Source organism: Clostridium bornimense, from assembly GCF_000577895.1.
In the GTDB taxonomy this organism is placed as follows: Bacteria; Bacillota; Clostridia; order Clostridiales; family Clostridiaceae; genus Clostridium_AN; species Clostridium_AN bornimense.
This window is the reverse complement of sequence record NZ_HG917868.1, coordinates 459,194-478,124: the sequence shown is the minus strand read 5'-3', so window position 1 is coordinate 478,124 and position 18,931 is coordinate 459,194. Positions and strand designations below refer to the sequence as shown.

The following is an 18,931-nucleotide window of genomic DNA, read 5'->3' as shown; positions in this document are numbered from 1 at the left end:
TTAAGCGAGAGCCTTTATTCAATTCACTATTTCCACGAACTCGTAAGTTTAAATATTTTTTTATTCACTATCAACAGATACTAGTTCTATTGTAAACTTAACAGCATTTTCTATATTTTCTATAGTATACTTATAATCATGTACTTCTAAAACTTTTTTAACGATATGTAGCCCTAGACCGCTACCTCCAGTTTTTCTATTTCTTGATTTCTCAACTCTATAAAATGGTTCAAAAATCTTATCTAAATCTGCCTTATCTATATAAGCTCCAGTATTTATAACTTGAAAATTATTGCCTTCAAGTTTTATGATTAACTCTCCATTTTCTTCAGAATACTTAATACCATTAATTATTATATTGGAAAATGCTTTCTTTATCATATCTAGATTTCCTTCAATATAATATTCTTTCCTAACATCTACAGTTAATTTTAACTTTTTTTCTTCTATAAAATACATAACGTCTGCAACTATTTTATCTATCAAATCGAATAAATTTATTTTAACTTTAATTTTTAATGCCTTTTTATTATCCAGTCTATACACATCTAATAATTCATAAACTAACTTTTCCATATCTTTCATTATATATAGTGATTTTCTTAAATATTTTTCTCTATCTTTATAAGCACCTATATTATATAACATTCCTTCTATTTGTCCACTTACAGCTGTTATAGGCGATTTTAGTTCATGTGAAATAGTTGCTACAAATTCACGTCGTTCCTCTTCTTGTTCTTTTTGCCTTTGTATATCCATCTTCAATTTCTCATTTGCATTATGTAAACTATCCATAGTTTCTTTGAGATTAGCAGATAATTCGTTAAGACTAGTAGCTAGTTCACCCATTTCATCATTAGACTTAACATTACACTTTACTGAAAAATCTAATTTAGACATTTCTTTAGCTGTCTTATTTATCTTTATAAGAGGGCTTACTATTGATTTTGAGTATAAATAGGCTGCTATCAATGATACAATAATAATAATAACCATCATATAAGGCATTAAATAAGCCATAACAGTAGAAGCTTCATCTATTGGCTGTAGTGGAGTATTAACTTCCAATATATAAACTTCATCTGAATCACTAAAACTAATATTACCAGTTACTCTTATAAGTTCTTCCCCGCTTTTTCTTTTGTCGCCTAATGGCACTTTAAGATTATTTTTTTCATCATCTTTTATAATATTATCTTTAGTAGAATCTATACTATTTTTATCTGTATTATTATCAGATATAATATTTTCATTTCCCACTTCATCCTTTTCTGGCGGAGTAATATTTTCATTTTCCACTTCATTCTTTTCTGGTGGAGTAATGTTATTATTATCTTTATAAAATGCCGGAAAACTCCACCATATAACTCCATTGGAATAGGATATTTTGGCATGAACATTATTCTCTCTAACAAATTTATCTATAGCTAAAAATCCGTTACTAATACTTTCATTCTTACACTCTTCTATTAGTTTATTTACTGAAACACTTGTACTATTTTTTTTATACTTATAATAATATTGTGGTAATACCATATATAATGATAAATATATTATAAAAGCACAAAAAGTTAGTAATGCTGCTGTAGTTAAAAAAATCTTAAATCTTACACTACTCTTTCTCATCCTTAAGCTCCAATCTATATCCTACACCTTTAACAGTTTGAATATATGATTTTTTTAACTTTTTTCTTATGTTTTTTATATGAGAATCAACAATTCTAGTTTCTCCATAATAGTCATATCCCCACACCTTATCTAATAACATTTCTCTTGTTAATACTTTATGAATATTACTAATTAACAAGTTTAATATTTCAAATTCACGAGTTGTAAGCTGGATTTCTTCGCCATCCTCATAAGCTTTATATTCATCACAATTAATTTTAAGTCCTTCATAGGTAATACTATTTTCTTCCCCTTTATTGTGCCTTCTTAAAACTGCTTCTACTCTTTTTACTAATATATTAAAAGAAAATGGCTTTGTTATATAATCATCTACTTGAAACTCAAAAGCCTTTAATTGATTATCTTCATCATTTAAAGCTGTCAATATTATTATAGGTACATCTGATTTATTTCTAATCATTTTGCAAGTAGAATGTCCATCTAAATTAGGAAGCATTAAATCTAAAATAATCATATCATATTCATTACTATTAAATTTACTTAAAGCCTCTATACCATCATTTGCAGAATCTACTTCATATTCTTGTGATTTCAAAAACTCACATATCAATTCCTGTATATTTAAATCATCTTCAACCACTAAAATTTTTGCTTTCATATTTATCACCCCATATAATTATATCTTTTGTATATGAAAATGGTATGGATTTTTCTGTCCATACCATTTATATTAAAATCAGCAGTGTGTTCTCACTAACCAAAATTTTATTTTAGGATTACTCCATCCTAAATCCCATGGTACCATATATCTATCGGTATTATGACAAGTAACTAAAGGGTATCCTTTAGAATCTAATCCTGTTACCATAGAAATATGATTTATATCGCCTTTAGCTTCATATGCTACAAAATCTCCTGGAAGCATTTTATATGCAGCTTTATATACTTTTTCATAACCACCATAAGCAATTACAGATGCTCTACCTGAATTAACCATATAATTCTTAAAACCACCTGCATTTACCCAAGGTCCTGTAGCTCCACTACTATCACAATTCCAAACAGAATTTTTCTTAAATTTCCCACCTTCATGTAACATTTGTGAAGCAAAATTTGCACAATCTCCACCTTCTGGATTATAATTTCTATATTTTTTATTATATTTAAATCCATATTGTTCTTCTGTAGCACCACCACAAAATTGTTTTCCATATTCTATAATACCTTTTCTTCTTTCATTAATCCCTTCTAAATCTTTTGCCTCCTGTGCCATTATAAAACTTTTCACATCATCACTTTTTAATTTTTTTAATTCCAAAGAATCTCCAAAAGGATCCTTATACCATTCCTTAACAATTATCCATTTATCCCCTTCCCTTGCTAACGTTAAAGTGTGATCAGTTCCTATTCTAAATACATTAGTTACTTCCATATTATCTTCATACATATATTGATACTCTGTAGAGCACATAAGATAAGCATTTACCTTTTCTGATGTGCCTTTTAAACTTTTAATTACTACTTTAGGTTTTATTTCTACAAATACTGCTCCTTGCTTCTCTTCCCAATTATGAAGGTAATTAGCCTTTTTTTCTTCATACTCATAAGCCCACATTCCATATTTACTTTTAGTATTGTAATGTTCTTTTACAAGACTTAAATCATGTTCTAAAATCGCTCTATTCCTGTCTTTAAAAATTTCTTCTACAATTTTAGTTACTTCTTCCTTTTCCGGTAGTGGTAATTTCTTTTCTTCATTTCCACATCCATCTTGTGCACTTACTAAATTTCCTACACCTAATTGAATTAGCAACATTATAGTTATAATAATTAATACTACTCTTGATATCTTACTCATATTTTTCATAAGTTACCACCTTTAAAGTTTATCTATTTTCTCTATATATTCTTGCAAATTTTCAATATCTTTTGGCACACCATCATACCAATGCTCTCTTTCCTTTGACTCATCACCAAAATATTTCGCTTTAAGTATAATTTCTGGTCTATACTCATAATGAAGTATATCAAAATGACTCCATTTTCCTCCCCAAACAAAATTATTTTCTTCAAAAACCTTTGGCAATTCTTTAGAATATTCTCTTATTCTTTCATTACCTTGTTCCAATGTAGCCCATTTCCAATAATCTTTATTGTTTCTATTTAAATCTATTGCTATAGCATAAGCATGAGGGCTTAACATTCCTGTACCAGAAATAACTCTATAATTATATGTACCATTTATAGGATAAAAACAAGCAGCTGCCTTTCCTTCCCTTTTACATAACTCCCTAGCCCCTTTAAATGCTTTATTCAGTTGCTCAACAGCACCATTTTTATTATTAAATGTTACACCTTCAGTGGTAGCTTTTAAATTTTTTTCTATTTCCCCTCGATTTTTTCCGTAAACTTCATTAAGTATTCCATAATGACGTATTCTTCCTGGATCTATATTTTTATCCATAATCTTATCAATAGACTCCAATGGATATATTTGTTCCATAACATCTTGAATATCTGGATTTGCAAATTTTTCTTCAAAAGTCTTTTTTCTCTTATCATCATAAATATGCTTTTGACCAGATTTCATAATAACATATATATTGCCATTATCATTTTTTTCAAAATCCACTATATATCCTGGATAAGCTATGCTTAAAATAAGCAAATCTCTTTTCATCGTAATATCATAGTTATCTTCCGCTCCATATACTTTTCCCGTAAAGCTTAAAATATTAAAAATAATAAGTGCATAACATATAACTTTTTTCTTCATAATTTCTACCTCATCAATTAAAATAATTATATTATTCTCTTAATTTTCCCATTGATGTTTTGCACTATTCATTACTTTTACTTATTACTTCTTTAAATTTTTTTATATCATTAAATACTTCTTTTCTTTTATCTTTATCTATGCCGCCTCTTCCTAACCTATCTGATAATGAAAATAAAACAATATCATTTATATTTAATTCACTGACCATTTTATCTATTTCTTTAAATGGTAAATTCTTATTTACATAAAGACTTTGCATATGCCATCTAACTAATGATTGTACTAATAATATAAACTCCTCATCTTCATTGAAGTATTCCATAAATTCTCTTACCATAACTGCTCCAACTTTATCATGATTATAAGAAGTTAATCGTCCTTTTCTCATTTTTGTGGTAGGAGTTTTCCCTATGTCATGTAATAATAGTCCCCACATAAAAGCTCTCTTATTAGTAACTTTGTTCCTATGTTGTACACCTTCATCTATTACCATCATAACGTGATTAAAAACATTTCCCTCCGGATGGTATTTAGGGTTCTGTGGTATTTTATTAAGATCTGATATCATATTAAAAGGATATTTATTTAATCTATCTGTTTTCAGTAATTTTTCTATAGATATAGACGGTTTTTCTTCTTGCAATAAAATTTTCTCTATTTCTAAAAATTCTTCTTCCATCTTTTCCTCCTTAGTATAAAAATATATTTATATTTTACCTATATTTAATTTCCTATATACTTTTATAAAAAGAAAAAGAGTTGCTGCATATTTTTACACATGTTACAACTCTTTACAAAACAGAAAAGTCATCGGATATATTCCGATGACTTATATTAATCTGGCGACTCAGAAGGGGCTCGAACCCTCGACTTCCAGCGTGACAGGCTGGCACTCTAACCAACTGAGCTACTGAGCCATATATGGTGGGAACAACAGGGCTCGAACCTGTGACCCTCTGCTTGTAAGGCAGATGCTCTCCCAGCTGAGCTATGCTCCCATACATGTTACTAGAGAAATAACTCTCAAGCAAGTACTATTATATTTATTTTATACTAAAAAGTCAATAGTTAAATTAAAAAACTATTTTTATATTTTTTCATCTTAGTGATATAATTATTTATATAGGATGTTTTATAACAGTATATTAACTATATGACTGCCGGAATAATGATTAAATTTCATAATCGGAAGCCTTTTTTAGTGCATAGAAAATAGCGAATAAGTAAGAGTGAATAATGTTTGGAAATTTCGCCGTCCGAAGGACTTATAATATTTTTCCAAAAGGGAAAATTAACCTTCACTATTCACTTTTATCTCTTCACTATAAAAAAATCATAGACACAATGTAGATTTATTGTACTTCAGGCTCCATCAATAATTATTTATAACGTTTTCTTAAACTTACATTTTTATACTCGTTTAATATAAATACATTTAATTTTCTATATTTAAGTAGGTGAATAATATGAACAAAGATATATATTTGAAATTTGTACCAGAAGTAAGCAAAAATAAACCTAATAGTTGGAACAATAAAAAAACAATTTGTCCCTTTTGTCATCGAGAAACTTTAGTAGATATAATAGATTCTGATGGTCCTTTATTATTATTAAAAAATAAATATCAAACTTTAGAAGATGCTCTTTTGCTTGTAATTATTGAAACATATGATTGTGAAAAAGATATGTCCATGTACTCTAAAGAAGAAATGTTCAATCTTATTAAGTTTTCAATAAATCACTGGTTAAAACTAGAATCTAATGATGATTATAAATCTGTTTTATTCTTTAAGAACTTTGGCCCTCACTCTGGTGGTTCTATATCACACTCTCATATGCAATTAGTAGCACTTAAAAATGTTAATTATAGAGATCAATTAGATGATAAATATTTTGAAGGTGATATGGTTCATAAGACTAACAACTGTACTGTTAATATCTCTAAAGAACCTATAAATTGCTTTACAGAATTTAATGTGATTATTGAATCTTTAGAACACCTAGATGAGTTTGCTGATAATATACAAAAGATAGTAAAATATATTTTAAATGACTACTATGCTCCATGTGATAGCTACAATTTATTTTTCTATGATTGGAAAGGAAAAATAATATGTAAAATCGCACCTAGATTTGTTACATCTCCATTTTTATTAGGATTTTCTCTAAAACAAATTGGTAACAACTCTAAAGATATAATTAATACAATAAAAAATAAATATTATCAATCAAAATAGAGCTATTATAATAAAATAGCTCTATTTTTAAATAATATTATTGATAAATAGCCTTTATAGGATCTAATTTCGATGCATTTCTTGCTGGAATTATTCCAAAAACTATTCCAACTAAAACTGAAATGATAGAAGAACTTAAGAAGGTTTTAGTGGTCATAACTGCTTTAAATCCTTCAATTGGAATAAAACTACCAATACCCTTTCCTAATAAATATCCTAATAAAATTCCTATTAACCCACCTGTAAATGTTACAATAATAGCTTCAAATAGAAATTGAAATAATATTGTAATTGGTTTAGCTCCAATAGCTCTTCTTATTCCTATTTCTCTTTTTCTCTCTGTTACAGATACATACATTATATTCATAACACCAACTCCACCTACAAATAATGCTATTCCCGTAATTGCTGTTACAAAAGTAGTTATTGCACTTACTATTGTTGTAAGTAATTGTAATTGTTGTGATGGATCATAAACTTCATAACTTCCATCAATTCCACTATGATTTTTACTTAATATCTTCTTTATATCATCAAATGCAGTCTCTGTATCATAACTAGGATCCACATAAAAATAAATAGAAGATATAGTGTCATCTTTATTTAAACTATCCATATTATATTTTGATATAAAACAATAAAGCGAATTTATATATTCAAAAAAATTATCAGATTTTTTTGTAACTCCTATTACTTCATATATATCACCATTAATTGTTATTCCTTTTCCTATAGCATCATCAACATTATTAAACAATGTTTTAGCAGTATCTTCATTAATTACAATTGTTTTTTCCTCATTCTCTCCATCATAAAACCATCTTCCACTTTGAACTTCTGGTTTCATATTTTCATAACCCATATAAAATATTTGTGTTGAATTTGAAAAAAATCTTGCTTCTCCATATCCTGCTTCAGTAGATCCCGATGCTGTTGCTGCTGATACATCAGTGACACCTTCTATATTCTTTATGTCATCAATATCATTTTCATCGAAAGGTTCAATCATTTCTGAATTCATAGTATCATTTTCATATTCAAAATATACTTCATATTTATTAGAATTAGAGCTTTCCATGGACGAGGTTATGTATTCTGATAATCCATCACCAATTGATTTAATAGCAACAGTAGAGCTTATTCCTATAATTATACCAATCATAGTTAGAAATACTCTAAGCTTATGAGCTTTAATGCTATATAGAGAAGTTTTTATTAAATTTACTATAGACATATATCAACTCTCCTCTAAAATTACACCATCTTTTATTCTAATTACTCTAGTAGCATATTTTACTAAGTCACCATCATGAGTAACCATAATAATGGTCTTTCCTTCTTCATTTAATTTTTTTAAAATATCCATAATTTGTATACTCGTTTCACTATCTAAAGCTCCAGTAGGTTCATCGGCAAAAATAACATAAGGATCGTTTATTAAAGATCTAGCTATAGCTACTCTTTGCTGTTGACCACCAGAAAGTTCTTTTGGAAATCTATTTATCTTTTCTTCTAACCCAACTAATTTTAAATATTTTTCTACTAATTCTTTTCTCTCTTTATGAGGTACTCCACCTTTATATAAAAGTGGTAACTCAACATTCTTTCCTATTGTTAATGAATCAATTAAATGAAATTGTTGAAAAATAAATCCCATGTACTTATTTCTTAACTCTGACTTCTTATTTTCACTAATATTAGTTACATCTTCGCCATTAAAATTATAAATACCATCATCAAATCTATCTAGAAAGCCCAATGAATTCATAAGAGTAGTCTTTCCTGAACCAGACTTACCCATTATCATTACAAATTCACCTTGCTCTATATCAAAATTCAAAGATTTTAGTACATGTAACTTGTCCTTATTTAAATTATAGTACTTATTAATATTCTTTAACTCCATTAAATTACTCACATTTCATTCCCTCTTTCGTAGTACTAGATGGATTAGTAACTACCTTATCCCCTTCTTTTAATCCACTTAAAATTTTAACGTTCTTATCATCCTTTTTCTCATAAGTAACGTCTTTTTTAGCCAAAACACCATCTTTATTAATAAATACATAACTCTTGCCTTCTTTTGTTAATATTGCTTTCTTTGAAATACATATATCATTATTCCCATCATAAATAGTAGCTTGTATATGATATCCTTCTAAGATATTATCTTGCGAATCTAATATTAGTGTTACTTCATAATTAGATAAGTCGCTACTACTAGATGCACTTGCCATATCTTTACTTATAGTTGGCTTATTACTAACCTCTTCTATTTTCCCTTTGACAGTTTTATCTGTTGCTATTATTAATACATCAGCTTCTTGATCTTTTTGCAACTTACTTATGTATTTTTCATTTACACTACCTTTTATATGCATATCTTTGCTGTCAATGATGATATATGGATTTGTATAATCATCTTGAGATCCTACTATTCTAACAATGCCTGAAACTTCAGATGTTACCTTCTCATATTCCTTATCTTTAATTGATGCTAATTTACTATTTGATTGAGAAATTAAATCATCAACACTTTCTATTTCGCTATCATATGAATCTAGAGTAGCTTCTAAACTTTGTACTTCAGCTTCCAATGAAGATATAGAAGTGGCAATAGTTTCATCTTGATCATTTAATAATTGTTCCTTCATTTTTGAAAGCTGATTTTTCTTTTCACTAAGACTTTTCTTAGCCTCTTCTTTTTTACTTTGTAATCTAGATTTTTTATTATTATAACTAGCAATTTCACTATTATACTCATTAATTTGTGTTACTATAGTTTCATTTTTATACGAAAATAATACATCTCCTTTAGATACTGCTTGTCCATCAGTCACTGAGACAGTGTCAATTTTCCCTTTTTCTGCATTTAAATATATGTTTTTACTTTCTACTGCCTCAACAACTCCATTTACATATATTTTTTTAGGCCCTTTTATTGTTGTGGTTTTGATTTGTGAAACTTCATTTTTTTCCGGCTTTTTACTAAAAGCATTAATTAAGTAGATTCCTATTGTAGAAACAATTATTATTGCTGCTACAATTACAATTCTTAAATATTTTTTTTGCATTTTTTTATTTCTTCCCCCTTTATTTGAAACTACTTTATTAATTATATCAATTTTTTCTATTTCTGTGTTAATTTATATTATTTTTGTAATATTTTATGTAAATTTATTGCTATATATAATCCGTTTGATTAATTTATTACTTTAATGTATAATATTTCTAAAAGGAGTGATGATTTATGGAACAAAAATTAGGTGGAGGAATAATTACAATCTCTGTACTAACACTAGTTGGTTTTGCATTCAATTTAATCAGTTATTTAGCTATGTTAATCATGGGTGATTCACTAAATGAAATGTACTCATCAATGGGTCTAGGTAATATAATTCCTTCAACTTCTACCTTAGTAGTAAGTTTAATTTTATCTATAATAATTGGAGTATCTACAATACTAATTCTTATGAAAAAATCTATCGGCGTGTATGGCTATTTCATAGGTGAAGTACTTTCTATTATTTCATCTATAATATTTACTGGATTTTCTTTATTTGGACTAATAATCTCACTTATTTTTCCTGTACTTATGTTCATATTTATTTATAAAAGAAAAACAGTCTTTGGATTTAGCGAAAACTAATAAGTATACGTATATGAAATAAAAATGAGGCTATCGCAATAACAAATGAAAATTTGTAGGCGAGGCCTCTTTTTTTAGTGCACTGTTAAACTTAAATTTATATATTTCATTATGCACCAGTTCTATTTTTTAAGAGGGTTTTCCCAAACTTATCTAGAATAATTATATATAACATTTCATGAAAGTGGGAATTTATTTATGTATAAAAACTATGTATTCGATTTATATGGAACCTTAGTAGATATAAATACTGATGAAGATTGTGAAGTTCTATGGGAAAAGCTATCTTTATTCTATAAGTTTAAAGGGGCCGACTATTCCCCTTTTGCTCTAAAGAAAGCCTACAAAGAAAAAGTAAAAAAAGCTCAAGATGCCATAACTAATACTAAGTATCCAGACATTGTTCTAGAAGATGTCTTTAATGATCTTTTTGAAGACAAAAATGTTTATGTATCTAAAGACACATTACATGATACAGCACATTTATTTAGAGTACTTTCTATCAAATACATTAAACTTTATGACGGAGTTATAGAATTATTAGGACTTCTAAAAATGAAAGGTAAAAAAATTTACTTATTATCAAATGCTCAAAGAATATTTACTTTGTATGAGATGAAAATGTTGGGTATAGAAAAATTTTTTGATGACATATTATTTTCTTCTGATTTTAAAGTTTGTAAGCCAGATATTTTATTTTATAATCAATTATTAGAAAAGCTGAACTTAGATAAACATGAGACAATTATGATCGGCAATGATTATATTGCTGATATTGAAGGAGCCTATAACTTTGGAATAGATTCTCTCTATATAGATTCTAATTTATCTCCTAATATAGACTCAAGACTAAAAAGTACATATTCAATTATGGACAAAGATGGAACTGTAAATAAAATTGCAAGTTTTATTATTAAAAGTTAAAAAGTAATAGGATAATAAATATATATGGTAATAGATATCAAATTTCTAGGCTTATCCAAGAAATAACTTTGACTCTTATTCACTATAAAAAAATGTTCTGAAGCACAAATTTAATTTATTGTGCTTCAGAACATTTTATTTTTAACCTTAAATTATCTAACCATGTTACTCCATTTAACGCATTCTTCATATATATCTTCTTTTTTTAATATAGCTGAGATAACTGCATATCCATCTATGCCATATTGCTTAAGTAATCTTACCCTTCCTAAAGTTAACCCTCCAATAGCAATGACAGGAATATTTACTGACTCTTTTATAGCTTTTAACTGTTCCATAGTAATAGTTTTTGCATCAACCTTAGTATTAGTTGGAAAAATAGCACCTACTCCAAGATAATCTGCTCCCTGAAGTTTAGCTTCTTTTGCCTCCTCTATAGTCCTTGCAGATACACCTATTATTCTATCATTTCCCAAAATCTTCCTAACCTCCATGGCAGGGATATCACTTTGACCAACATGTACACCATCAGCATCACATAAAAGTGCTATATCAACTCTATCATTAATTATTAACCACGCACCATATTTTCTTGTAATCTCTCTGAGTTTAATAGCTTTTTCCAAAAACTCTCTTCCATCACAGTTCTTTTCCCTCAATTGAACTGTAGTTACTCCACCTTTTAAGGCATTTTCTATTTCCTCATAGAAATCTCTACCCTTTAATATTTCTGAATCCGTTACTAAATATAACCTTAACTTATCCACTTTTATTCCCCCCGTTGAATTTATAAAAATGATGTACTGGTCCCACACCTATTCCAATATCAAAAGAATTTCTTATGGCTTCCGTTATATACTCTTTACTTAATTTTACTGCATTTATTATATCATAGTCTAGTCCTAAATATCATTAACTGTCTTTATGTCACCTGTATACCTAATCCTATAAAACAATATACAACAGCTATTGTCAATGCATGTAACTATAATCTCTCATGTAATACTCGCCCTTTATTTTCATTATTATCTTATTATTTCTCTATATTGATCTTCTTTAAATCCTACTAATACCGTATTATCTTTTATTAAAATAGGTCTCTTAACTAACATACCATTTGTTGATAATAAATCTATTTTTTCCTCTAGAGACATATCCTTAAGTTTATCTTTTAATCCCATCTCTTTATATAGCTTTCCAGATGTGTTAAAAAACTTCTTTACATCTAATCCACTGTTTTCTATCCATAAAGTAAGTTCTTCTTTACTTGGATTATTCTCTACTATATTTCTATCTTCAAACTCTATATTGTTATTTATTAAAAATTTCTTTCCTTTTATACATGTAGTACATTTTGGATATTGTATATAAATCATAATTTTCTCCTCTTTCATAACTAATTAAATTTACTTATAGTTTCTTTTTCTACATTTTCGATTAAAGAAATAAATTTATCTTCACTACTTTCTTCAAGATATATATTTAATATAACTTCTGTAGTCATATCATTCAACCCTCTAACACCATTAATTATCATATTAGATATATCTTCTTCAAATTTATTTTTATTAATTTTTATTTCACTTTCCAATTTACATATTTTATTCTTAACAATTTCATCAATCAATGCATCTCTAAGAATACTTCTGAACTTTTCAATATAAGCTACTTCCTCTTTCTTATATCCAGATATATCACCTGATATTAATCTATTTAAATCAATCATATATTTTAATCTCCATTTTACAACTTATAATTATATTATCTCATAAAAATCATATATAGAGAATAATTTATTATATTTAAAATTCTCTAAAAAATTATTTTTATACTGATCAGTATATACAAGATAATAAACACTATTTTAAAATAATCATAGTACACCATGTTAAACAACATTTCCATTTTTTTCTGTATAGTTTTATAATATACTTACATTATTTGTAAGGAGTCTCTTTAATATGAATGAATTTTTTAAGAAAATCACTTCTACATTGGTAATAATATCATTTCTATGCCTTATTCCTACTCCAATATATGCAGAAAATAATTCCCAATCCACTTTAAAAGATAAAACTAACGATTATCCTATAATAATGGTTCATGGCCTATTTGGATGGGGCAATGATGAATTGGGCATTAATTACTGGGGCGGTGAATCAAGTTTAAAAGAAATTTTAGAGAGTAAAGGATATACTGTTTACACTCCAACAATAGGACCTGTATCTAGTAACTGGGACAGAGCCTGTGAATTATATGCTTATATTAAAGGTGGAACTGTAGATTATGGTGAATATCACTCAAAAAAATATGGTCATAATCGATATGGTACAACTTATCCAGGTATATATCCTGAACTCGGTAATAATAACGCCAATGACATTAAAAAAATCCACTTAGTTGGCCATAGTATGGGCGGTGAAACCATTAGAGTCCTAGCTCAATTATTAGAACAAGGTGACAAAAATGAAATTAATTCTACTGGTAAAAACACTAGTCCATTATTCACTGGTAATCATCATTGGATTAAAAGCATCACTACCATAGCTACTCCTCATAACGGCAGCCAAGAAGCTAAAAAGCAAATATCTCTAGAACCATTCGTCCATCAGTACATTGCTGCTCTTGCCGCAAAATATGGTGCCAATCCCGATACTGCTAAACTAGATTTTAAACTAGATCAATGGGGATTAAAAAGAGAACCTAATGAATCCTATGAAGATTACTATAAAAGAGTCTCTCAAAGTAATATCTGGAATGAAACAAAAGACCTAAGTATTTGGGATCTATCTCACGAAGGAGCCAAAGAACTAAATTCTTGGGTATCAGCACAAAGTGATATCTACTACTTCTCAATAGCTTGTTCAGATACCCATAAAGACTTATCAACTGGATATCAAGTTCCAAATATCAATATGATTTCTCTCTTGAAAAAAAGTTCTTTATTCTTAGGTTCATATACTTGCAATAATCCTAATGAAGTACCAATAGATAATAGTTGGTGGAAGAATGATGGTGTCGTAAGTATTTCCTCTGCAATTGGTCCTACCATTGGTTCTACTGACAAAATTATTAACTTCGATGGAGTTCCTCAAAAAGGTGTTTGGAATTACTTAGGTCTAATAAATAATATAGATCACATTGAAGTAGTAGGCCAAAGTGAACCTATTTATAAACACTATCTTCAAAATAAATTTATTGACTTAGCAAAAACATTGACAACTCTACCCAACTAAAATTTAAATAAATTTATACTAAGCTGTTACATAATAAGCATCTATATTTGTAGCAGCTTATATTATAAATATTAATCTCATTTATTGTAGTTTTTATGTTATTCTACATATATAGCATCATTTAAAATAAAAACAAGTTCACTATCATTTGACATCTCTTCGCAAAATTCATAACCTTCTTCATTAAACTTCTTAAGCTCCTCTACGGATTTAATTTGATTTTTTATAATAAATGATGTCATTAAGCCTCTAGCTCTTTTAGCCTTTGTCGATATAATTTTATACTGTCCATTTCTATATTCTTTAAATACAGGCGTAATGACTTTGATTTCATCATCTATATCTTCCAAACCTTCTATAGCTTTAAAATACTCTTTTGATGCAAGATTAATTAATATATTATCTCCTGTATTTTTAATATCTTCTATTATTACTTCTCTAAGAATATCTCCCCAGAAACTATATAAGTCTTTATGATTTTCAATAGTTATCTTTGTTCCCATCTCTAATCTATATTGATGTACTCCATCAAAAGGAGATAATATTCCATAAAGACCTGACAAAATTCTAAGATGATCGTTAGCATAAAAAAAGTCTTCTGCCTTGAAACTTCCTACATCTATCCCCCTAAAAGCTTCCCCTTTAAATACCAATAGACATTGTCTAGCTTCATCTAATGATTCTGTCCAACTTTCGAATCTCTCTTTATTTAAATTAGCTAGCTTATCACTTATTTTCATTAACTTAGTTAGCGAATAGCTATCATATTCCTTTAATTCTTCTATAATAATCCTTGATTTTTCTAAAAATCTTGGTTCACTTATTGGTAATGTTTCATTGATTTTATTAAAATCTAAAGTTTTTGCTGGCGAAATTACTATAAGCATATTTTCTCTCCTATAATAAATAGTTTTTATTCACATTATAACTAATTATAATCATATAATCTATTGAATTTTAATATTATTGTAATAAATACTACTTATAGGAGAAATTTATGGTAATAACACCTGGCATCGAAAACTTATCTTTTACTTATAAAGATGGAGTAAAATACTTTACATTAATAGCTGAAGAAGTATTAAATGAATTAATTCCAGGACTTTTCATTAAAGCCTGGGGATATAATGGTTCTGTCCCAGGACCAACTATTATAGCTTTACCTGGTGATAGAGTCTGTATAAGAGTAATAAATAATCTTTCTGAAAAAACCAGTGTGCACTGGCATGGATTAGAAGTACCTAACAACATGGACGGAGTTCCCCCAATAGAGCCTTCTCCATTCATATATCCTGGAGAATATTTTGACTATGAATTTACAATAAAAAATCCACCTGGAACCTATATGTATCATTCTCATGTCAATGTAGCTGTACAAGATAATGCTGGACTCTTTGGTGGATTAATTATAGAAGATCCAAAATATTGCAATAAAAAACACTACAAAGATTATCTTATTTTGTTACAAGAATGGGCTGTTAATAGCCTTCCTTGGGGTGATATTGATTCTGGCACTTATAATCTTACTTTTAAAATGCCAGAATTTAATTTTTTCACTATGAATGGAAAATGTTATCCTTCAACAGAACCTCTTCATGTATCTTATGGTGATAAAGTTAAAATTAGATTTGGGAATATTCAAATGCATCATCATCCTATACACCTTCATGGACATCAATTTAAAGTGGTAGGTGCTGATGGATTTCCTATAAAAAAAGAAACTCAAATCTACAAAAATACCATATTAGTAGCTTCTGGTGAGACTTGGGATATAGAGTTCCTTGCTAAAAATCCTGGAATTTGGCCTATGCATTGTCATATGCCTCACCATACAACTAATAACGGCGCGCCAGGAGTAGGTGGCATGTTTACTGTAGTCCAATATGATATATAAAAGTTATATAGAAAAGAGGCCATTTTTTAGTCTTTTAAATTCTTTTACTATAGCCTCTTTATAACTTTTATTTAATTTTTTAAAATTTTATTTCTAATTATTCATATCTAAATATTTATCAATATTCTCCACAAGAACTTTAATTTCAGTTAAAAGTTTTTCATTATCTCCAGCAGAATATTTTAAAATATTATTTATATTTTCCTCCATATTTTCAGGTATAGATAAATTATTATCCTTTATAATCTTCATTAACTTTTTTTCTCCAGGATGTGCCATCTCATTTACTGCAAAAATTATATCAAAATAGCTAGCTAGAAGCGCTGCTACCCTGTGATTTATACTTATAATATCATTTCTCTTTATTGCCTTTTCTATTTGAAAATAATAAGCTGGCATCTGTTTATTTAAAAGAGGATAATTCTTCTTTATAATATTCTCTTTTAATTTCTTAGGATATTCTATATTACAACTATCTTGTATTTCTTTTAATTTTCCTTCTCTATCATAAAGAATTATAGAATTCTTTATATTGTACCAAAAGCAAGTACTATATCCTACATCAGCTTCACATTTTACCAATGTTCTGTTAAGGCTATCTTTTATCCAGTCTAAACTTCTATATATTATTTCAACTGGAACATTATCTTCCTTTAAAATACCATCATCTTCTGTTTCCCAAAATGTATTGTTTACTTCCATATAGCTACAATATTTATCATATATATTTTTTCTGTACTCAACTGAAATTTCTTCAGATGTATATACATATACATCATAATCAGAACTTTTATCATCAGTATTTACCGCCTTAGATCCAGCTAAAAGTACTCCATCAACACTTTTTAATTTTGAAAACTCCTCAATAATTTTCTTTAAATTTTCACTAATCTCCATATATATAACCCCCTTAATGTAAATTAAACTTTTATTTTAGACAACAATTTTATAGATATAATTGCTGATAAAATACCTAAAATCATTCCTACAAAAACATCCGATGGATAATGTACATATAAATAAAGTCTTGAAAAAGCTATTAATACTGCTAGTATCATAGCAATTATTCCAACCTTCTTATCCATATAAATTAATACTACTGCCGCCGCAAAGGAACTCATAGTATGTCCCGATGGAAATGAGTAATCTGTCGGAGCCTCTATCAATAAAATGTTCTTTAAATCATTAGCATCAAAAGGACGTGTCCTCGCTATCAAAGGTTTCAACGTTAGATTTCCAACAACCAAAGTAATGATTAGTGCCAAAGCTAACATATAACCATACTTTCTATATCTCTTCATAGCTATTAATACAACAGATATTAATATCCACACTATTCCGCTATTTCCTAAAGAAGTTATTACTGGCATAATAGTATCCATGAATGAACTTTTAAAATGCTCTTGTATAAAATTTAAAACGTTGTCATCAATATTATGTACTATATCCATTATATCCCTCACTTTCATAACATCAATAAAAATAAACTTTATAATTAATTATTATACTATAATCAGTCATAAAAAATATAATATACTTTCTTTTTATTATTATACCTTTTCTTTCCTAATTTGTATCTAATATATTATAGTTTTTAATACTTTTTTATTAGTTTTAAATTCCATTATACATTATGTAAAATTATTAAAAATTTATTATTTTCATTACAAATCTCAACATTTTCATTTAAATTTTCTATAACTACCTTTATAATAATAGTGATAGAAATATAGAAAATTTATCGGGGGTAAATTAAATGGACTTTTTAGAAATTTTTAAAGCCATTATTCTTGGAATAGTTCAAGGAATTACAGAATGGCTACCAGTAAGCAGTACTGGTCATATGATATTAGTAGATGAATTTATTAAATTAAATTTTAGCTCTACATTTGTAAGTACATTTCTTGTAGTTATACAATTTGGTTCAATACTGGCAGTATTAGTTCTATATTTTAATAAACTTAATCCTTTTTCACCATCAAAAAGTGTAACTGAAAGAAATGATACTATTAGTTTATGGCTTAAGGTCATTGTAGCAGTAGCGCCATCAGGAATAATTGGTGTCTTATTCGATGATAAAATTGAAGAAGTATTTTTTAATCCTACTGTAGTTTCAATAACTCTTATTATATATGGTATATTATTTATATTTATCGAAAATAGAAATAAAAAACCTGCAATAAATAGCTTCTCAGAATTAACTTATAAAACTGCTATTTTTATAGGTATGTTTCAAATATTGGCACTAATTCCAGGAACATCAAGATCTGGTGCAACAATTATAGGTGCTGTTCTTTTAGGTACTTCAAGATTTGTAGCAGCTGAATTTTCATTTTTCTTAGCTGTTCCAACAATGTTAGGTGCTAGTGCCCTAAAACTACTTAAAGCTGGTTTTGCTTTTTCATCTTTTGAATGGATAGTATTATTAACTGGATCAGTAGTTGCATTTTTAGTATCAATCTTTGCTATTAAGTTCCTTATGGATTACATAAAGAAACATGATTTCAAAGTATTTGGATACTATAGAATAATATTAGGTATATTAGTACTTCTATATTTCTTTGTTATTAAATAATTAAAAAG

The 18,931-nt window shown here is 27.8% G+C and carries 20 protein-coding genes and 2 tRNA genes; 6 read left to right on the top strand and 16 right to left on the bottom strand.

Going from position 1 to position 18,931, the window contains the following annotated elements; translation table 11 throughout:
• Positions 1-60 precede the first annotated feature (60 nt).
• The 7 genes from CM240_RS02210 to CM240_RS02180 all read right to left on the bottom strand — a co-directional run bounded on the left by CM240_RS02210 (position 61) and on the right by CM240_RS02180 (position 5,406).
• Positions 61-1,626 carry a sensor histidine kinase gene (locus CM240_RS02210; protein WP_044036087.1) on the bottom strand — a complete coding sequence of 522 codons (1,566 nt, stop codon included), beginning with the start codon at positions 1,624-1,626 and terminating at the stop codon, positions 61-63.
• Positions 1,613-2,287: a response regulator transcription factor gene (locus CM240_RS02205; protein WP_044036086.1), complete on the bottom strand. Its 675-nt coding sequence runs from the start codon at positions 2,285-2,287 to the stop codon at positions 1,613-1,615. Before CM240_RS02205 ends, CM240_RS02210 begins: the two co-directional genes overlap by 14 nt.
• A 78-nt stretch (positions 2,288-2,365) precedes the next feature.
• Positions 2,366-3,487, bottom strand: a complete 1,122-nt coding sequence (locus CM240_RS02200) for an amidase domain-containing protein (protein ID WP_044039662.1) — start codon at positions 3,485-3,487, stop codon at positions 2,366-2,368.
• A 21-nt stretch (positions 3,488-3,508) separates the two neighbouring features.
• Positions 3,509-4,405: a M15 family metallopeptidase gene (locus CM240_RS02195; protein ID WP_044036084.1), complete on the bottom strand. Its 897-nt coding sequence runs from the start codon at positions 4,403-4,405 to the stop codon at positions 3,509-3,511.
• 64 nt (positions 4,406-4,469) lie between these two features.
• Positions 4,470-5,087 (bottom strand): HD domain-containing protein, encoded by a 618-nt coding sequence (locus CM240_RS02190; RefSeq protein ID WP_044036082.1) that lies wholly within the window; start codon positions 5,085-5,087, stop codon positions 4,470-4,472.
• Positions 5,088-5,248: 161 nt separating this feature from the next.
• A tRNA-Asp gene (locus tag CM240_RS02185) sits at positions 5,249-5,325 on the bottom strand.
• 5 nt (positions 5,326-5,330) lie between these two features.
• Positions 5,331-5,406, bottom strand: a tRNA-Val gene (locus CM240_RS02180).
• 468 nt (positions 5,407-5,874) lie between these two features.
• On the opposite strand from CM240_RS02180, the gene CM240_RS02175 reads away from it, so the two are divergent.
• Positions 5,875-6,645, top strand: coding sequence for a DUF4931 domain-containing protein (locus CM240_RS02175; protein ID WP_044036080.1), 771 nt, complete (start codon positions 5,875-5,877; stop codon positions 6,643-6,645).
• Between the two features lie 37 nt (positions 6,646-6,682).
• Here CM240_RS02175 and CM240_RS02170 read toward each other — a convergent pair whose 3' ends face one another.
• From CM240_RS02170 to CM240_RS02160, 3 genes are read right to left on the bottom strand one after another with little or no spacing between them, the layout of a single operon-like run.
• Positions 6,683-7,879: an ABC transporter permease gene (locus tag CM240_RS02170; protein WP_044036079.1), complete on the bottom strand. Its 1,197-nt coding sequence runs from the start codon at positions 7,877-7,879 to the stop codon at positions 6,683-6,685.
• 3 nt (positions 7,880-7,882) lie between these two features.
• Positions 7,883-8,563, bottom strand: a complete 681-nt coding sequence (locus tag CM240_RS02165; RefSeq protein WP_044036078.1) for an ABC transporter ATP-binding protein — start codon at positions 8,561-8,563, stop codon at positions 7,883-7,885.
• Complete coding sequence (locus tag CM240_RS02160; protein WP_044036077.1) at positions 8,556-9,719, bottom strand: efflux RND transporter periplasmic adaptor subunit; 1,164 nt, start codon at positions 9,717-9,719, stop codon at positions 8,556-8,558. The genes CM240_RS02165 and CM240_RS02160 overlap by 8 nt, the downstream gene beginning before the upstream one ends.
• A gap of 176 nt (positions 9,720-9,895) precedes the next feature.
• On the opposite strand from CM240_RS02160, the gene CM240_RS02155 reads away from it, so the two are divergent.
• The gene (locus tag CM240_RS02155) at positions 9,896-10,294 is read left to right on the top strand and encodes a hypothetical protein (protein WP_044036072.1); all 399 of its coding nucleotides are present in this window, start codon (positions 9,896-9,898) and stop codon (positions 10,292-10,294) included.
• A gap of 198 nt (positions 10,295-10,492) precedes the next feature.
• Positions 10,493-11,218, top strand: coding sequence for an HAD family hydrolase (locus tag CM240_RS02150; RefSeq protein ID WP_044036071.1), 726 nt, complete (start codon positions 10,493-10,495; stop codon positions 11,216-11,218).
• A gap of 152 nt (positions 11,219-11,370) precedes the next feature.
• Here the strand turns inward: CM240_RS02150 and thiE are convergent, their stop codons facing one another.
• The 3 genes from thiE to CM240_RS02135 all read right to left on the bottom strand — a co-directional run bounded on the left by thiE (position 11,371) and on the right by CM240_RS02135 (position 12,944).
• On the bottom strand, positions 11,371-11,991 hold the full coding sequence (gene thiE / locus CM240_RS02145) for a thiamine phosphate synthase (protein ID WP_044039660.1): 621 nt from the start codon (positions 11,989-11,991) through the stop codon (positions 11,371-11,373).
• Between the two features lie 252 nt (positions 11,992-12,243).
• Positions 12,244-12,594, bottom strand: a complete 351-nt coding sequence (locus CM240_RS02140) for an arsenate reductase family protein (protein WP_044036069.1) — start codon at positions 12,592-12,594, stop codon at positions 12,244-12,246.
• 20 nt (positions 12,595-12,614) lie between these two features.
• Entirely contained in the window at positions 12,615-12,944 is a 330-nt protein-coding gene (locus CM240_RS02135; protein ID WP_044036068.1) for a hypothetical protein, read from the bottom strand.
• Positions 12,945-13,179: 235 nt separating this feature from the next.
• Between CM240_RS02135 and CM240_RS02130 the strand changes: the two genes are divergently transcribed.
• The gene (locus CM240_RS02130) at positions 13,180-14,454 is read left to right on the top strand and encodes an esterase/lipase family protein (protein WP_044036066.1); all 1,275 of its coding nucleotides are present in this window, start codon (positions 13,180-13,182) and stop codon (positions 14,452-14,454) included.
• A 98-nt stretch (positions 14,455-14,552) separates the two neighbouring features.
• Here the strand turns inward: CM240_RS02130 and yaaA are convergent, their stop codons facing one another.
• Entirely contained in the window at positions 14,553-15,341 is a 789-nt protein-coding gene (yaaA, locus tag CM240_RS02125; protein ID WP_044036065.1) for a peroxide stress protein YaaA, read from the bottom strand.
• A gap of 110 nt (positions 15,342-15,451) precedes the next feature.
• On the opposite strand from yaaA, the gene CM240_RS02120 reads away from it, so the two are divergent.
• Entirely contained in the window at positions 15,452-16,348 is an 897-nt protein-coding gene (locus tag CM240_RS02120) for a multicopper oxidase domain-containing protein (RefSeq protein WP_044036063.1), read from the top strand.
• A gap of 93 nt (positions 16,349-16,441) precedes the next feature.
• On the opposite strand, the gene CM240_RS02115 is transcribed toward CM240_RS02120, so the two are convergent.
• Positions 16,442-17,245, bottom strand: coding sequence for a DUF4037 domain-containing protein (locus CM240_RS02115; protein ID WP_044036061.1), 804 nt, complete (start codon positions 17,243-17,245; stop codon positions 16,442-16,444).
• Between the two features lie 23 nt (positions 17,246-17,268).
• Positions 17,269-17,799 (bottom strand): phosphatase PAP2 family protein, encoded by a 531-nt coding sequence (locus CM240_RS02110; RefSeq protein ID WP_044036059.1) that lies wholly within the window; start codon positions 17,797-17,799, stop codon positions 17,269-17,271.
• Between the two features lie 305 nt (positions 17,800-18,104).
• Here CM240_RS02110 and CM240_RS02105 point away from each other — a divergent pair, with 305 nt between their 5' ends.
• The gene (locus CM240_RS02105) at positions 18,105-18,923 is read left to right on the top strand and encodes an undecaprenyl-diphosphate phosphatase (RefSeq protein ID WP_044036058.1); all 819 of its coding nucleotides are present in this window, start codon (positions 18,105-18,107) and stop codon (positions 18,921-18,923) included.
• Positions 18,924-18,931: the final 8 nt, after the last annotated feature.

Bases quoted from the DNA above. Each gene is read 5' to 3' on its own strand.
- CM240_RS02210 (WP_044036087.1), bottom strand. From the start codon at position 1,626: ATGAGAAAGAGTAGTGTAAGATTTAAGATTTTTTTAACTACAGCAGCA.
- CM240_RS02205 (WP_044036086.1), bottom strand. From the start codon at position 2,287: ATGAAAGCAAAAATTTTAGTGGTTGAAGATGATTTAAATATACAGGAA.
- CM240_RS02200 (WP_044039662.1), bottom strand. From the start codon at position 3,487: ATGAGTAAGATATCAAGAGTAGTATTAATTATTATAACTATAATGTTG.
- CM240_RS02195 (WP_044036084.1), bottom strand. From the start codon at position 4,405: ATGAAGAAAAAAGTTATATGTTATGCACTTATTATTTTTAATATTTTA.
- CM240_RS02190 (WP_044036082.1), bottom strand. From the start codon at position 5,087: ATGGAAGAAGAATTTTTAGAAATAGAGAAAATTTTATTGCAAGAAGAA.
- CM240_RS02175 (WP_044036080.1), top strand. From the start codon at position 5,875: ATGAACAAAGATATATATTTGAAATTTGTACCAGAAGTAAGCAAAAAT.
- CM240_RS02170 (WP_044036079.1), bottom strand. From the start codon at position 7,879: ATGTCTATAGTAAATTTAATAAAAACTTCTCTATATAGCATTAAAGCT.
- CM240_RS02160 (WP_044036077.1), bottom strand. From the start codon at position 9,719: ATGCAAAAAAAATATTTAAGAATTGTAATTGTAGCAGCAATAATAATT.
- CM240_RS02155 (WP_044036072.1), top strand. From the start codon at position 9,896: ATGGAACAAAAATTAGGTGGAGGAATAATTACAATCTCTGTACTAACA.
- CM240_RS02150 (WP_044036071.1), top strand. From the start codon at position 10,493: ATGTATAAAAACTATGTATTCGATTTATATGGAACCTTAGTAGATATA.
- CM240_RS02140 (WP_044036069.1), bottom strand. From the start codon at position 12,594: ATGATTTATATACAATATCCAAAATGTACTACATGTATAAAAGGAAAG.
- CM240_RS02135 (WP_044036068.1), bottom strand. From the start codon at position 12,944: ATGATTGATTTAAATAGATTAATATCAGGTGATATATCTGGATATAAG.
- CM240_RS02130 (WP_044036066.1), top strand. From the start codon at position 13,180: ATGAATGAATTTTTTAAGAAAATCACTTCTACATTGGTAATAATATCA.
- yaaA (WP_044036065.1), bottom strand. From the start codon at position 15,341: ATGCTTATAGTAATTTCGCCAGCAAAAACTTTAGATTTTAATAAAATC.
- CM240_RS02120 (WP_044036063.1), top strand. From the start codon at position 15,452: ATGGTAATAACACCTGGCATCGAAAACTTATCTTTTACTTATAAAGAT.
- CM240_RS02115 (WP_044036061.1), bottom strand. From the start codon at position 17,245: ATGGAGATTAGTGAAAATTTAAAGAAAATTATTGAGGAGTTTTCAAAA.
- CM240_RS02110 (WP_044036059.1), bottom strand. From the start codon at position 17,799: ATGGATATAGTACATAATATTGATGACAACGTTTTAAATTTTATACAA.
- CM240_RS02105 (WP_044036058.1), top strand. From the start codon at position 18,105: ATGGACTTTTTAGAAATTTTTAAAGCCATTATTCTTGGAATAGTTCAA.